Origin of the sequence: Bradyrhizobium sp. DOA9 (assembly GCF_000617845.2) — a bacterium.
GTDB lineage: Bacteria > Pseudomonadota > Alphaproteobacteria > Rhizobiales > Xanthobacteraceae > Bradyrhizobium.
Genome location: NZ_DF820425.1, coordinates 3,023,000 through 3,035,483, shown reverse-complemented (window position 1 = coordinate 3,035,483; position 12,484 = coordinate 3,023,000). Strand labels below are relative to the sequence as shown.

Annotated in this window: 15 protein-coding genes; 5 read left to right on the top strand and 10 right to left on the bottom strand. The window is 64.7% G+C overall.

The window, feature by feature from the left end:
* The first annotated feature begins 7 nt into the window (after positions 1–7).
* Entirely contained in the window at positions 8–1,495 is a 1,488-nt protein-coding gene (locus BDOA9_RS14170) for an HWE histidine kinase domain-containing protein (protein WP_025034601.1), read from the top strand.
* On the opposite strand, the gene BDOA9_RS14165 is transcribed toward BDOA9_RS14170, so the two are convergent.
* On the bottom strand, positions 1,492–1,713 hold the full coding sequence (locus BDOA9_RS14165) for a hypothetical protein (protein ID WP_025034600.1): 222 nt from the start codon (positions 1,711–1,713) through the stop codon (positions 1,492–1,494). The two genes, BDOA9_RS14170 and BDOA9_RS14165, sit on opposite strands and share 4 nt — an antisense overlap.
* Positions 1,714–1,853: 140 nt before the next feature.
* Here BDOA9_RS14165 and BDOA9_RS14160 point away from each other — a divergent pair, with 140 nt between their 5' ends.
* A complete protein-coding gene (locus BDOA9_RS14160) occupies positions 1,854–2,111 on the top strand; it encodes a hypothetical protein (protein WP_025034599.1) in 258 nt (85 codons plus the stop codon).
* 68 nt (positions 2,112–2,179) lie between these two features.
* Here the strand turns inward: BDOA9_RS14160 and BDOA9_RS14155 are convergent, their stop codons facing one another.
* On the bottom strand, positions 2,180–2,401 hold the full coding sequence (locus tag BDOA9_RS14155; RefSeq protein WP_025034598.1) for a hypothetical protein: 222 nt from the start codon (positions 2,399–2,401) through the stop codon (positions 2,180–2,182).
* A gap of 114 nt (positions 2,402–2,515) precedes the next feature.
* On the opposite strand from BDOA9_RS14155, the gene BDOA9_RS14150 reads away from it, so the two are divergent.
* Both BDOA9_RS14150 and BDOA9_RS14145 read left to right on the top strand, forming a co-directional pair.
* A complete protein-coding gene (locus tag BDOA9_RS14150; RefSeq protein ID WP_025034597.1) occupies positions 2,516–2,710 on the top strand; it encodes a DUF3072 domain-containing protein in 195 nt (64 codons plus the stop codon).
* A gap of 70 nt (positions 2,711–2,780) precedes the next feature.
* On the top strand, positions 2,781–3,077 hold the full coding sequence (locus tag BDOA9_RS14145; RefSeq protein ID WP_025034596.1) for a DUF6496 domain-containing protein: 297 nt from the start codon (positions 2,781–2,783) through the stop codon (positions 3,075–3,077).
* 6 nt (positions 3,078–3,083) lie between these two features.
* Here the strand turns inward: BDOA9_RS14145 and BDOA9_RS14140 are convergent, their stop codons facing one another.
* The gene (locus tag BDOA9_RS14140; protein ID WP_025034595.1) at positions 3,084–3,446 is read right to left on the bottom strand and encodes a hypothetical protein; all 363 of its coding nucleotides are present in this window, start codon (positions 3,444–3,446) and stop codon (positions 3,084–3,086) included.
* 271 nt (positions 3,447–3,717) lie between these two features.
* Entirely contained in the window at positions 3,718–5,259 is a 1,542-nt protein-coding gene (locus BDOA9_RS14135) for a Do family serine endopeptidase (protein WP_025034594.1), read from the bottom strand.
* A gap of 206 nt (positions 5,260–5,465) precedes the next feature.
* Here BDOA9_RS14135 and BDOA9_RS14130 point away from each other — a divergent pair, with 206 nt between their 5' ends.
* Positions 5,466–6,302: a universal stress protein gene (locus BDOA9_RS14130; protein WP_025034593.1), complete on the top strand. Its 837-nt coding sequence runs from the start codon at positions 5,466–5,468 to the stop codon at positions 6,300–6,302.
* Between the two features lie 20 nt (positions 6,303–6,322).
* On the opposite strand, the gene BDOA9_RS14125 is transcribed toward BDOA9_RS14130, so the two are convergent.
* The 6 genes from BDOA9_RS14125 to BDOA9_RS14100 form a co-directional block, all read right to left on the bottom strand.
* Positions 6,323–6,535, bottom strand: a complete 213-nt coding sequence (locus BDOA9_RS14125) for a hypothetical protein (protein ID WP_025034592.1) — start codon at positions 6,533–6,535, stop codon at positions 6,323–6,325.
* A 168-nt stretch (positions 6,536–6,703) separates the two neighbouring features.
* Positions 6,704–8,560 carry a putative bifunctional diguanylate cyclase/phosphodiesterase gene (locus BDOA9_RS14120; RefSeq protein WP_025034591.1) on the bottom strand — a complete coding sequence of 619 codons (1,857 nt, stop codon included), beginning with the start codon at positions 8,558–8,560 and terminating at the stop codon, positions 6,704–6,706.
* A 259-nt stretch (positions 8,561–8,819) separates the two neighbouring features.
* Positions 8,820–9,557 (bottom strand): ribulose-phosphate 3-epimerase, encoded by a 738-nt coding sequence (gene rpe / locus BDOA9_RS14115; protein ID WP_025034590.1) that lies wholly within the window; start codon positions 9,555–9,557, stop codon positions 8,820–8,822.
* Positions 9,554–10,486 carry a CbbX protein gene (gene cbbX, locus BDOA9_RS14110; RefSeq protein ID WP_025034589.1) on the bottom strand — a complete coding sequence of 311 codons (933 nt, stop codon included), beginning with the start codon at positions 10,484–10,486 and terminating at the stop codon, positions 9,554–9,556. Before cbbX ends, rpe begins: the two co-directional genes overlap by 4 nt.
* A 100-nt stretch (positions 10,487–10,586) precedes the next feature.
* A complete protein-coding gene (locus BDOA9_RS14105; RefSeq protein WP_025034588.1) occupies positions 10,587–10,994 on the bottom strand; it encodes a ribulose bisphosphate carboxylase small subunit in 408 nt (135 codons plus the stop codon).
* A gap of 12 nt (positions 10,995–11,006) precedes the next feature.
* Positions 11,007–12,467 (bottom strand): form I ribulose bisphosphate carboxylase large subunit, encoded by a 1,461-nt coding sequence (locus BDOA9_RS14100; RefSeq protein ID WP_025034587.1) that lies wholly within the window; start codon positions 12,465–12,467, stop codon positions 11,007–11,009.
* Between the last annotated feature and the right edge of the window lie 17 nt (positions 12,468–12,484).

The window sequence follows — 12,484 nt, the reverse complement described above, 5'->3', positions numbered from 1 at the left end:
CCCGCGTATGGACCAGGAAAAGGTCAACATCCTGCTCGTCGACGATCAGCCGGCCAAGCTGCTCGCCTATGAGGTGATCCTGAAGGATCTCGGCGAGAACCTCGTGATCGCCTCCTCGGGCCGCGAGGCGCTGGAGGTGCTGCTCAAGACCGAGATCGCGGTGATCCTGGTCGACGTCTGCATGCCCGAGCTCGACGGCTTCGAGCTCGCCGCAATGATCCGGGAGCATCCACGCTTCCAGAAGACCGCGATGATCTTCATCTCGGCGATCCAGGTCAGCGACATCGACCGGCTGCGCGGCTACGAGATGGGCGCGGTCGATTACGTGCCGGTGCCGGTCGTGCCGGAGGTGCTGCGCGCCAAGATCAAGGTGTTTGCCGAGCTCTACCGCAAGACGCGCGAGCTCGAACGCCTGAACCACGAGCTCGAGGATCGCGTCCGCGCCCGCACCGCGGAACTGGAGGCCTCCACCGCGAAGCTGCGCGAGAGCGAGCAGCGGCGCAGCATGGCGATCGCGGCCGGCAAGATGGGGTCCTGGGACTGGGACTGGATCAGCGGCGATTGGATGTGGGACGAGGGCCAGTACCGCATCTTCGGCGTCAGTCCCGAGGATTTCGAGATCAATCCGGCCAACGTTCAGGCCAGGTTGCACCCCGACGACGTCGACCAGTTGCGCAAGGCGATCGCCGAATTCAACAAGGGCACGCGCGCCTATGAGACGGAGTTCCGCATCGTGCGGCCCGACGGCGAGGTGCGCTGGTGCGTCGGCACGGCGGCTGCGACCATGGACGAGAACGGGCGCGTGGTGCGCGTCAGCGGCGTGACCGTCGACATCACCGAGCGCAAGCGGGCCGAGGAGCGGCAGAACTTGCTGGCGCGGGAAGTCGATCATCGGGCCAAGAATGCGCTGGCGCTGGCGCAATCGATCGTGCGCCTCACCCGGGCCGACGAGGTCAAGGCCTATGTCAACGCCGTCGAGGGGCGCATCAACGCGCTGGCGCGCGTGCACACCATCCTGTCGCTGTCGAGCTGGCAGGGCGCCGAGCTCTCCAGGCTGATCGACGAGGAGCTTGCGCCCTATTCGCTCGGCGAGCAGATCAAACTGGCCGGCCCCGAAGTTCAGTTGCTGCCCGCGACGGCGCAGACGCTGGCGCTTGCGCTGCACGAGCTCTTCACCAACTCGGCCAAGTACGGCGCGCTCTCGACCCGAGCGGGGCGGCTCGCGATCGACTGGCAGGTCGACGACGAGCTGCTCACGCTGAGCTGGGAAGAATCCGGCGGTCCCCTGGTCAAGACGCCGCAATCGCGCGGCTTCGGCACGCGAAGCCTGCTTGCGAGCATCGAGTCCCAGCTTGGCGGACAGGCGCAGTTCGATTGGCGCGCCGAGGGCCTGCTGTGCCGTCTGGAAGTGCCGTTGACACGCAAGACCGCGGCGGCTGCGCCCGGCAAGTTTGACACTGCCGGCTCTGCCGAATTGCAGCGCGCATCCGGTTAACCGGACGCTGCGCTCGGCATGCGCCGAGCCGTGCGTGGTTCGCGCGCAACGCGGCCTTCGAGCCAGGCTTCCGTTTGCGCGAGATCGCGCAGCGCCCTGGCGTAGCGGCGAGCCGCGCTCCGCTCCGCGCCACGCGGGAGCTTGCGCGCCTTGCGCAGCATGTCCGCGGCTGCGTTGCGATAGGCCAGCGAGCGGTAAAGAAAGACGACCTTACCCATATCGATGTTCCCGTTTTGCTGGCGCCCATCTTGGCAAGCCCGGCATGAACGCCGGATGAAGCGGGCGATGACATTTCCTTCAGCGGAAAGGAACCAGGGAATCACGTGCGCGTTGGCGTGCCAGTTCGGGATGCCGTCCCATGCGCACCAGGAAGTCGTCTGAGCTGATCTCCGCCAGCGGGCTTATCAAGCTGATGACGCATGCGATGATGGGCACGGCGCTCGGCCTCACCTTCAGCCTCGCGCTCGTCCTGTCCAATCCGGCCGTCGCCAACCTGCTGAACAATGGCGGAAGCGAGGCGACATTGATCTTCGCCCTCACCCTGGTGACGACCTTCGCGATCGGCGCAACGCTCACCGGCGCCGTGTTCATCCTGGCCGAGGACAAGCAAACTTGAAGCGTGCGTGACGCACGGAAGACGCTTTGCCGGGAACTCCTGCCGCGACGCGCGGTTTGCCGCCTGCGTCAGCGACGCCCGGCTGTGCGCGCGCGATGGCCCGCTGTCTTCACGGCACGAAGCCGCACCCGGTCGCGGACGTCAGGCAGAACGTCGCTGCCGCCGGCCGCCTTCCACTCGGCAATCAAGAGGTTGATTCTCCGGCGCAGGTCGATCTGCGCCAGGGCCCTTTCCGTGCAGTCGCGGTCGCGCTCGACGAGGTCGCGCACCGAAGCCTCGACGTCGGCCATCTCAAGCCTCAAGGCTCTGATTTTACGTCGAATTTCATTAATTCTGTTGTCCATGGCTTGTTAGAACAAAATAAGAACATATAGTCAAGTCACGATTTCAGACGGAGACGCCAGATGCAGGTTCAAGGTAAATACGACGCCAGATCTTTTCTGAGCGAGCAGATGACGCGGGCGCAGGGCCTGAAGCTGAAGCGGCTGAGCGAAGAGGCCTATCAGCCCCGCCAGTATGCGCGGGATCTGTCCTTCAGCGAGGCCGCACGGCGCATCCAGGCGCTGGAAGCGGAGATCGAGCTGGCAAATTCCTTCTAGGCTGCGCCCCGGCCGCGCTCCCGGAACCATGGCTGTGCCGAATGGTTCTCCTCGCCGAGGGAGAACAAGCATGGCACGCAAGGCAAAGAAACGCCGCTACTCGCGCAGTTCAGGCAGTGATGTCGAAAGCGAAATGCGGCGCTACAAGAAGGGCACCGCGAAGAGCGGTCGTGGCGGGCGCGGTGGCCGCGTCAAGAGCCGCAAGCAGGCGATCGCGATCGGATTGTCGAAGGCACGCAAGAAGGGCAAGAAGGTCCCGAAGAAGGCTTCGAAGCGCAAGAGTGCCAAGAAGACGTCCAAGAAGACGTCCAAAAAATCATCGAGCAAGAAATCGTCGAAGCGCAAATCATCCAAGCGGTCGCGCTGACCGGGATCAGATCATGCTTCCCGGCATGAAGCAGCGGATCGAAATCCCGAACGCGGTCTTGACCGGCCACACCATGGTCCGGCCGGCCCGGTTCGGCTCGGTGATGACGGCTTCATCCGGCACATCAATCCACTGCCCGTCGAGGCGTACGCGGTAACGCCCGTTGTGCGACTCCCAGTCCGGATCGGCAACGGCGAAACCATCCGCATCCGAGCAGCACGGACCGAGATGGCTGCGCAGACCGTCGAACCATGGCTTGAGAGGGGAATCCGCGTAGCGGCCGTCGTCGCGGCCGAGCGCGCTCCCGCTTGAAAGCACCAATGGCGCCACCAGCAGCGCACTCCTCAGCGAGAGCTTCAATCGATCCATGTCGGCACCGATCTCATGCGAACCACCGGCAAGTTCCACAAAGCGCCGGAAGGTCCGAAGTTCCACGCTTGCAACCCCTCTCGGCGGCGACGTTGCCGCAGATTACCGAGGCGCCCCAGCGAGTGTGATCAGCGAACACGGCTTTTTCGGACGCACCGCATCATCATCGTTGCCGTTAACGAGAATGTTATCGGGCCTGGTGCGCGCTTGATTGAGCGGGCGAAAGGCGGCCCGAGGCCGCCTTTCTGGATGCGTAGCGGTCGAGTTCGCGTCAGGCGAGTGGCACCGCGACGAAGCGGGTGGCCTCCGCGCTTCTGACTTGAAGCAGCACGCTGCGCTTGCCCGACGATTTGGCCTGCGCCAGCTCGGAACGCACCTCGCCGGCATTGCTGACGGCCTTGCCGCCGACATTGAGGATGACGTCGCCGGTGCGGATGCCGCGTTCAGCGGCCGGGCCTTGCGGATCAACGTCGGTGACGACGACGCCGTTCTGGCCCGCGCCCTGAACGTCACCTGCCGGCGCCAGGCTGAGACCGAGGCGCGGCGTGCCGGCACCCGGCTGCCCCCTGCCCTCCTCGGCATTGCCCTTGGCCTGCCGCTCGTTCGGCAACTCGCCGAGCGCCAGGGTCATGGTCTTGCTGCCACCCTTGCGGAAGACATCGAGCTTCACGGACGTGCCCGGCGCCAAGCCGGCGATGGTGCGGGCGAGGTCTCGCGAATCCTTGATCGGAGTGCCGTTGACGGCGGTGATGACGTCCCCGGCCTCGATGCCGGCCTTTGCCGCCGGGCTGCCATCCTGCGGATTGTCGACGATGGCGCCGCGCGCCTCCCTCAGGCCGAGGCTGTCGGCAATATCCGAGGTCACCGGCTGCACCTGCACGCCGAGCCAGCCCCTTGTGACCGCGCCCTTGTCCTTCAATTGCGCGACGACGAGCTTGGCGGTCGAAGCCGGGATATCGAAGCCGATGCCGACCGAGCCGCCCGAGGGCGAGAAGATCGCGGTGTTCACGCCGATCACGTTGCCGTTCATGTCGAAGGCCGGGCCGCCGGAATTGCCCTTGTTGATCGGCGCGTCGATCTGGATGAAGTCGTCATAGGGACCATTGCCGATGTCCCGGCCGCTGGCCGAGACGATGCCGGCGGTCACGGTGCCGCCGAGGCCGAAGGGATTGCCGACGGCGACCACCCAGTCGCCGATGCGCGGCTTCTGGTCGGAGAATTTGACGAACGGAAAGTCCTTCTTGCCGTCGACCTTGATCAGCGCGAGATCGGTCTTCGGATCGGTGCCGACGACCTTCGCGGTGTAGGTCGTGCCGTCGTCCATCGTCACCTGCACGGACTGGGCGTGATCGACCACGTGATTGTTGGTCACGGCATAGCCGTCGGCGGAGATGAAGAAGCCGGAGCCTTCGCCCGTGATCATCTGGTGGCGCTGGCGCGGCATGCCGTTCGCGCCGCCCGGGAAGCGGAAGCCGAACTGCCGCGAGAACTGGTCGAACGGCGTGTCCTCGTCCGAATCCATCCGGTTCTGCTGCAGCATCGCGCTCTTGTCGTTGTCCTGGTCGATCTTGACCCGGACCGAGATCACCGCGGGTTTGACCTTGCTGACGAGGTCGCCGAAGCCGGGCGGCGTCGCGGCGGCTTCGGCCGCCTGAGCCGGCGCAATCAAGGAGGTGATGCCGAACGGCGAAGCGACCGGCGCAATGGCCAGGGCGGCCATGCCCAGCGCGGCCACGGTGCCGAGCAGCGCGAGCCGGCGCGGCCGCAAGATCTTGCCAGACGTGGTGATGTCGGAATTGACGCGATCGTTCATGTCGAAATGTCCATGTTGAGCAGGTGTCGCCTTGCCCCTCAACATGGCCGCGGCCACCTTACGGCGTCACGTCCATTCGATTAAATCTCGGCAAAGAAGGCATGAGCGGGCGCAGCAGGCAAACCGGAGGTTTGATGCAGCTCAACGCGCCTCTTTCGCGCAGTGAAAAACTGCGACGATCGGATGATGCTCAGCGGAGGCGCGCCATGTACAAAGACATCCTCGTCCACATTCCCACCGAACGTCCCCTGCATCCTGCGATCGAGGGCTCGGTCTCGCTTGCGGCGAAGTTCAACGCGCATCTCGACGCGGTCGCGGTCGGCTATGTCGCCACCAGTGCGGCTTACGTCATGGAAGGCGGCGCGGCCGTGGCGGCCGTGTTCGAGCTGGAGCGTGAGCGCGCCGTGGAGCGGGCCGAGGCTGCGCTCGAGGTATTCAAGACCGAGGCGGCGAACGCCGGCATCTCCTATACCTGCCACGCACTGGGCGCGATCCCGGTGGATGCAGCCGGCTCGCTCGGCGAAATGGCGCGGTTGCACGACCTCAGCATCGTGCTCCAGCCCGATCCGGCGCAAGGCACGTTCGACAATGACGTGCCGAGCGAGATCCTGTTCCAGGCCGGCGGTCCGGTGCTGTTCCTGCCCTACACCTTCCGCGGAACCTTCAAGGCGAACCGGATCGGCATCTGCTGGGACGGCAGCCGCGTTGCCGCCCGGGCCATGCGCGATGCAGCCCCGTTCCTGGCGCGCGCCGAAGAGATCGTGATCATCAGCGTCAACGAGACCGACACCGTCGCCGGCGAAGCTTCAGCGGACAGTCTGGCGAGACATCTCGGCCGCCGCGGACTGTCGACCCGCACGGTCGGCCTGACCGCCACCCGCGCCGACATTCAGCCGATCATTCTGTCGCTGGCGGCCGACGAGAGTCTCGATCTCCTGGTGATGGGCGGCTACGGCCATTCGCGATTGCAGGAGCGCGTACTCGGGGGCGTCACCCGCGCCATGCTGGAAGCCATGACGGTCCCGACGCTGATGTCCCATTGAGGCGAGCCGGCTTGACGCTCTCACGCCGCGGCGGGCGCTTCCCATGCCGCCGTCGCGGCGGCGTCCTTGTCGCGATGCCCGTTGCACGCGTGGAAATGCGCCTTGAGCTCGATTTCTGCGAGATGCTCGAAATGTTCGGCCTGGCCCAGGAGTTCCCAGGTCTGGAGCGGCCGGTAGGCCGCCTGCTGACGGCAGAGGGACGCCAGCGCCCGGTAGCGACGTACGTTCTCCATGAGACCCTCCCTCACGTCTACAGGCTTATTGCCCTGATTTGCGTCAGGCCAATGGCGTTTATGCAAAACATTTGCTGCACGCACAACGCGCCTGAGCCGAGTTAATTTCCGAGAAGCGCCGGTAAGGATTTTAGTTCCAAACGTCCGCGTGGAACCGTGTGTCCGACGCTAGGCGTAGAGGCGGCGCTCCACGGCGACGCCGACCAGATCGAGACAGCGTTCGATCAGGTCGGGCCGGCCGACGAGATAGCCTTGCATCTCCTCGCAGGCCTCGCGCGCCAGAAAAGCACGCTGGGCTTCCGTCTCCACCCCCTCGGCAACGACCGGGAGCTTCAGTGCGTGCGCGAGGCTCAGCACGGCGCGGACAATCTCGGCCGATTGCGGCGTCGCCTCCAGGTTGGAGATGAAACTGCGGTCGATCTTGATCTTGTCGAACGGGAACGACTGCAGATAGGACAGCGAGGAATAGCCGGTGCCGAAATCATCCATGGCGATGCGGATGCCGAGCGCCTTCAGCCGCCGCAGCAGATTGAGCGCGCCGGTGAAATCGCCGATCAGCACGCCCTCGGTGATCTCGACCTCGAGCCGCGTCGGCGTCAGCCCCGTCTCCAACAGGATCTGGTGGATCGAGCGCTCGAGATCGCCCGCCTGGAACTGGACCGGCGACAGATTGACCGCGACCTGCAGCGGCCGCGGCCAGGATGCCGCCTCGCGGCACGCCTCGCGCAGAACCCATTCGCCGATCTCGACGATCAGCCCGTTCTCCTCGGCGAGCGGAATGAACTGGTCCGGCGGCACGCTGCCCCGCGTCGGGTGATTCCATCGCAACAGCGCCTCGAAGCCGATGACCTCGCCATCTATCCGTGCCTGCGGCTGGAAATAGACGAGGAGCTGGTTCTGCTCCAGCGTCTGCCGCAGATCGTGCTGCAACAGCCTGCGGTCGCGCAGCTCCTGGTCCATCTCGGATTCGAAGCAGCGGACCCGGCCCCTGCCCTCGCGCTTGGCGCGGTAGAGGGCCGAGTCGGCGTTGGCGAGCAACGTCGCCGCGTTCACACCATCGTCCGGATAGAATGCGATGCCGACGCTGAGGCCGACATGGGAGAGATAATCGTCGACCTCGAGCTCCTTGCCGATCGTCTCGACCAGGCGTTCGGCCAGCGCCAGAACGTCCTCACGGCTGGTATTGTCGGGCATCAGGATCATGAACTCGTCGCCGCCGATGCGGGCGACGAAGGCGCCTTCGGCTTCCGCGGCAAGCCGGTCGGCCGCCGCCCGCATCAGCATGTCGCCGACGGGGTGACCGAATACGTCGTTGACCTCCTTGAAGCGGTCGAGATCGAGGCTCAGCACGGCGAAACTGGTCGACGCCTCCTGCGCCCGCTCCAGCCATTCGTCGAGCGCAGCGTTGAACGCGCTGCGGTTCGGCAGGTCCGTGAGCGCATCATGATGCGCCAGATGGCTGATCCGCTGCCGGGTGGTGACACGCTCCGTGACGTCCTCGATCACGCCGACCAGATATTGCGGATCCCCGTTGCCGTCTGCGATCAGCATCTTGCGTGAATTGACGACGCGGTCGCGGCCTTTGATACCTACTTCGAGCAGATGCTCCTCGAGAAACATCGGCATGCCGCTGGCCACGACGCGTCTATCCTGCTCGTGAACCATGCGGGCCACGTCGGCCGGGAAGATCTGTTCGGGCGTTCGGCCCAGCATCTGTTCGCGGGGCATGCCGTAATAGTCTTCGCCGGCGCGGTTAAGCAGGATGTAGCGTGAATCCTTCGCACATTTCGCGAAGACGGCGATCGGAATGTTTTCGATGATCGTGTCGAGGAACTCCTGGGTCCGCAGCAGATCCTGCTCGACCTCGTCGCGCGTTTGCGCGCGTACTTCGATCATCCGCTGACGGTCGCGATCACTGGCCTCGTAGACCGCGCTGACGAACTCGCCCAGCTTGACGAGATCGACCTGTCCGGTGGCATCGGTGGCGCAGCGGAGCTGCTCGGCGAACAACCGCTGCATGTTCATGCCATCGCTTGGCGCCGCGTGCAGGCTTCATGCCCACAATGACCGTCGTTCCGCATCCGCGCTCTCATGGCGTTCCTAAACCACAGATTGAGACGCTTAGCGTTGCGCGGTCGTTAATCGATTCTCCTTCTCGGATGCGTTGGTTACCCTGGCCTGAATGAGCCGGTCGATTTGGATGGCATCCTCCGTAGAAATCCGGAAAAAATGGTGCACCCTGGCACACCGGGACTGCAGCAGCGGTCCGCAGCTGATCCATAGTCTACCGGATGAACGCACTTTCTCCCCACCGCTTCGGGGACGCGGAACTATCTTGCAGCCGCGGAACCCGGCCCGTCTCGGCGGCGATGCGAATGGCCGCGATATTGGCGGCATATTCGGCAGAACTCTTGCCGCGAAACACGGCGGAGCCCGCGACCAGCGTGTCGGCGCCTGCGGCGGCCACGGCCGCGGCATTGTCGCGCGTGACACCGCCATCGACTTCGAGCCGGATCGGCCGCTCGCCGATCATGGTTCTGATCCGCCGGATCTTGTCGATCTGCGATGCGATGAAGGATTGGCCACCGAAACCCGGATTGACGGTCATCACCAGCACGAGATCGATACGATCGAGCACATATTCGATCACCGTCTCCGGCGTCGACGGACAAAGGCTGACGCCAGCCTTGCTGCCGAGCGAGCGGATCGCCTGCAGCGAGCGGTCGAGATGCGCACCCGCCTCGGCATGCACCGTGATGATGTCCGCTCCGGCTTTCGCGAACGCCTCGAGATAGGGATCGCTCGGCGCGATCATCAAATGCACGTCGAACGGCTTCGTCGTATAGGGGCGGATCGCCTTGATGACATCGGCGCCGAAGCTGATGTTCGGCACGAAATGTCCGTCCATGACGTCGCAATGGATCCAGTCGGCTCCAGCGGCGTCGAGCGCTGCGACCTCTTCGCCGAGGCGCGCGAAATCCGCGGCGAGGATCGAGGGAGAGATCAAGATCTCCTTCGTCATGGCACCGCACTCCGCGCATCCGCACCGCCGCTGAACACGCGACTGGCAAGGACATCCATGGCATCGATGGTTTCGAGGTCGGCGACATCGAGCATGCGGTCGAGATCGGACACCAGCCGATCGGCCTGACGCAGGCGGATGCGGTCGACGGCGTTGCGGATCGAGCGCGCATTGGAGAAGAACGGCTGGGTCCGGCGCAGCGCGACGTATGTCTCGAACGCCTCGCGCGCCGCGGCCGAGAAGCGATAGCCGCGCTCCTTCAGCATCAGCTCGGCAATGACGAGCAGCTCGGCCTCCGCATAGTCAGGGAATTCGATGTGATGGGCGATGCGCGAGCGGAAGCCGGGATTGGAGGCGAAGAAGCTCGTCATGCGCTCGCCATAGCCGGCGAGGATCACGACGAGATCCTCGCGCTGGTTCTCCATCACCTGGAGCAGGATCTCGATCGATTCCTGGCCGTAATCGCGCTCGTTATCGGGACGATGCAGGTAATAGGCCTCGTCGATGAACAGCACGCCACCCATCGCCTTCTTCAGGATCTCCTTGGTCTTCGGCGCGGTGTGACCGATATACTGGCCGACCAGATCGTCGCGGGTCACCGAGATCACCTGCCCGCGCCGCACGAAGCCGAGCCCGTGCAGGATCTTGGCCATGCGCAGCGCCACGGTGGTCTTGCCGGTGCCGGGATTGCCGGTGAACGACATGTGCAGCGTCGGCGGCGCCGAGGCCAGCCCCGCGCGCTGCCGGATGCGTTCGATCAGCAGCAGCGAGGCGATCTGGCGCACGCGGTTCTTGACCGGCTTCAGCCCGATCAGTTCCTGATCGAGCTGTTGCAGCGTCCCGGTGATCCCGGCGGCCTCAGCCTCCTTGCGAAGATCGAATTGGGTCTCGCTGTGTTCGGTCGCAGTTGCGTGGGGAATATCGAGCATGGCTACCCTCGAAGAAAAGAGCTTCGCCGCGAGCGAGGCGGCGAAGCAGTTAGTCCGCCAGGATCCGGAGCAGGGAGAGCTCCGCGCGGAATCGGATGACTTAAGCTGGCGCGTGCGCGGCCGGCTTTCGAACCGTGGTGTAGCGGACCGCACGGCCGCCGACCTCCTGCCGCACCAGCTCGAACTGCGTCTCTTGCTTCGGCCGGTTGACGAGGAAGGAGATCCGTACCGATTCCCAGCCATGGCTGGAGTCGAATCCGCTGATGCGGATGTAGCGGTCGCTATAGATCCTGCGGCACTCGGCGAGCTCCATCATCACGCCGGCGGCGTCCTGGAGATCGAACATCGGCAGGCCCCACATCTCCCAATAGGTGTTGCGGGGATGTGGGTCGTCGGTGAATTCGATGTTCACCGCCCAGCCATTGGCGAGACAATACTGCACCTGGCTGGTGATCTGGTCGTCGGTCAGGTCGGGCAGGAACGAGAAGCAGCCCTGGGTGAGTTTCATGTTCGAATCTCCTCAGACGGTTTCCAGCGCCGTCGGCACGAAGTCCGGCGTGTCGGTGGATTGATAGTTGAAGGTGACGTCCTTCCAGACTTCGAGCGCGGCCTTCAGCGGCGTGCAGGTCTGCGCCGCCTTGGCGAGGATCTCCGGGCCCTCATGGACATAGTCGCGCCCCTCATTGCGGGCGAGGATCATCGCTTCCAACGCCACGCGGTTGGCGGTCGCCCCCGCCGCGATCCCCATGGGATGGCCGATGGTGCCGCCGCCGAATTGCAGCACCACGTCCTCGCCCAGCAGGTCGAGCAATTGGTGCATCTGGCCGGCATGGATGCCGCCGGAGGCGACCGGCATCATCTTGTTCAGGCTCGCCCAATGCTGGTCGAAGAACAGGCCGTGCTCGAGCTTGGTCGGGTTGAAGTCCTCGCGGCAGACGTCGTAATAGCCGCGCGTGGTGTTGGGGTCGCCTTCGAGCTTGCCGACCACGGTGCCGGCATGGATGTGGTCGACGCCCGCGAGCCGCATCCATTTGGCGATGACGCGGAACGACACGCCATGGCTCTTCTGCCGCGTATAGGTGGAGTGGCCGGCGCGGTGCAGATGCAGGATCATGTCGTTGCGCCGCGCCCATTTAGCCATGGACTGGATCGCGGTGTAGCCGATCACGAGGTCGATCATGACGATGCACGAGCCGAGCTCTTTTGCGAACTCCGCGCGCTCGTACATGTCCTCCATCGTGCCCGCGGTGATGTTCAGGTAGGTGCCCTTCACCTCGCCGGAAGCCGCCTGCGCGCGGTTCACCGCTTCCATGCAGTAGAGGAAGCGGTCGCGCCAATGCATGAAGGGCTGCGAGTTGATGTTCTCGTCGTCCTTGGTGAAATCGAGCCCGCCCTTCAGCGCCTCATAGACCACGCGGCCGTAATTGCGCCCCGAGAGCCCGAGCTTCGGCTTCACCGTCGCACCCAGCAGCGGCCGGCCGAACTTGTCGAGCCGCTCGCGCTCGACCACGATGCCGGTCGCCGGCCCCTGGAACGTCTTCACATAGGCGACGGGAAAGCGCATGTCCTCGAGTCGCAGCGCCTTCAGCGGCTTGAAGCCGAATACGTTGCCGATGATCGAGGCCGACAGGTTTGCAATCGAGCCCGGCTCGAACAGGTCGAGGTCATAGGCGATGTAGGCGAAATACGAGCCGGGCGAGCCCGGAACGGGATCGACCCGGTAGCACTTGGCGCGATATTTCTCGGCCGCGGTCAGGCGGTCGGTCCACACCACCGTCCAGGTCGCGGTCGAGGATTCGCCGGCCACGGCAGCTGAAGCCTCGATCGGGTCGACGCCTTCCTGCGGCGTGACGCGGAACAGCGCGATGACGTCGGTGTCCTTCGGCGTATAATCGGGCTCCCAATAGCCCATGCGCTTGTATTCCATGACGCCGGAGCGATAGCGCTCTTTGCCGCGGACCGTGCCTGCATGTGCGTTCATGTCTCTCTCCTGCTCTT

Coding starts and splice junctions, on each gene's coding strand:
- BDOA9_RS14160 (WP_025034599.1), top strand. CDS start 1,854: ATGCGCACCAGGAAGTCGTCTGAGCTGATCTCCGCCAGCGGGCTTATC.
- BDOA9_RS14170 (WP_025034601.1), top strand. CDS start 8: ATGGACCAGGAAAAGGTCAACATCCTGCTCGTCGACGATCAGCCGGCC.
- BDOA9_RS14120 (WP_025034591.1), bottom strand. CDS start 8,560: ATGAACATGCAGCGGTTGTTCGCCGAGCAGCTCCGCTGCGCCACCGAT.
- BDOA9_RS14165 (WP_025034600.1), bottom strand. CDS start 1,713: ATGGGTAAGGTCGTCTTTCTTTACCGCTCGCTGGCCTATCGCAACGCA.
- BDOA9_RS14140 (WP_025034595.1), bottom strand. CDS start 3,446: ATGGATCGATTGAAGCTCTCGCTGAGGAGTGCGCTGCTGGTGGCGCCA.
- rpe (WP_025034590.1), bottom strand. CDS start 9,557: ATGACGAAGGAGATCTTGATCTCTCCCTCGATCCTCGCCGCGGATTTC.
- BDOA9_RS14135 (WP_025034594.1), bottom strand. CDS start 5,259: ATGAACGATCGCGTCAATTCCGACATCACCACGTCTGGCAAGATCTTG.
- BDOA9_RS14105 (WP_025034588.1), bottom strand. CDS start 10,994: ATGAAACTCACCCAGGGCTGCTTCTCGTTCCTGCCCGACCTGACCGAC.
- BDOA9_RS14100 (WP_025034587.1), bottom strand. CDS start 12,467: ATGAACGCACATGCAGGCACGGTCCGCGGCAAAGAGCGCTATCGCTCC.
- BDOA9_RS14130 (WP_025034593.1), top strand. CDS start 5,466: ATGTACAAAGACATCCTCGTCCACATTCCCACCGAACGTCCCCTGCAT.
- cbbX (WP_025034589.1), bottom strand. CDS start 10,486: ATGCTCGATATTCCCCACGCAACTGCGACCGAACACAGCGAGACCCAA.
- BDOA9_RS14145 (WP_025034596.1), top strand. CDS start 2,781: ATGGCACGCAAGGCAAAGAAACGCCGCTACTCGCGCAGTTCAGGCAGT.
- BDOA9_RS14155 (WP_025034598.1), bottom strand. CDS start 2,401: ATGGCCGACGTCGAGGCTTCGGTGCGCGACCTCGTCGAGCGCGACCGC.
- BDOA9_RS14150 (WP_025034597.1), top strand. CDS start 2,516: ATGCAGGTTCAAGGTAAATACGACGCCAGATCTTTTCTGAGCGAGCAG.
- BDOA9_RS14125 (WP_025034592.1), bottom strand. CDS start 6,535: ATGGAGAACGTACGTCGCTACCGGGCGCTGGCGTCCCTCTGCCGTCAG.